Genomic DNA, 444 nt, shown 5'->3' on the forward strand with positions numbered 1-444 from the left:
ATGTTGGGTGGAGCGGACAATCCAAATGGTGAATTACTGTCTTATATCATTGGCGCTGACACCGTTGTGGGTCGCGGTTAATGAGCGGGATCAGCCGGTAGGGTTTGTGTTGTTAAGTGGGCAGCATATGGATGCGCTGTTTATCGATCCTGATGTTCGTGGCTGCGGCGTGGGGCAGATGCTGGTGGAGCATGCGCTCACGATGGCCCAGGAGCTGACAACCAATGTTAATGAGCAAAATGAGCAAGCGGTTAGGTTCTATAAGAAGATGGGCTTTAAGGTTACGGGACGCTCTGAGGTGGACGATTTGGGGAAGCCGTATCCGTTGCTGAATCTGGCGTATGTGGGGGAATAAGCTGCCCCTTTACCGTGCCTGCGTAAGCCGGATAAGACGCGCCAGCGTCGCATCCGGCAGTTTTTTCGCACCAATGCAAAAAGGCCATC

Annotated in this window: 1 protein-coding gene; it reads left to right on the forward strand. The window is 53.2% G+C overall.

The window, feature by feature from the left end:
- Window positions 1–355: acetyltransferase (locus A7090_RS24975; RefSeq protein ID WP_241957303.1), on the forward strand; the 355-nt coding region annotated here is incomplete at its 5' end.
- Window positions 356–444: the final 89 nt, after the last annotated feature.

This window comes from Escherichia sp. MOD1-EC7003, assembly GCF_002965065.1.
Classification (GTDB): Bacteria; Pseudomonadota; Gammaproteobacteria; order Enterobacterales; family Enterobacteriaceae; genus Escherichia.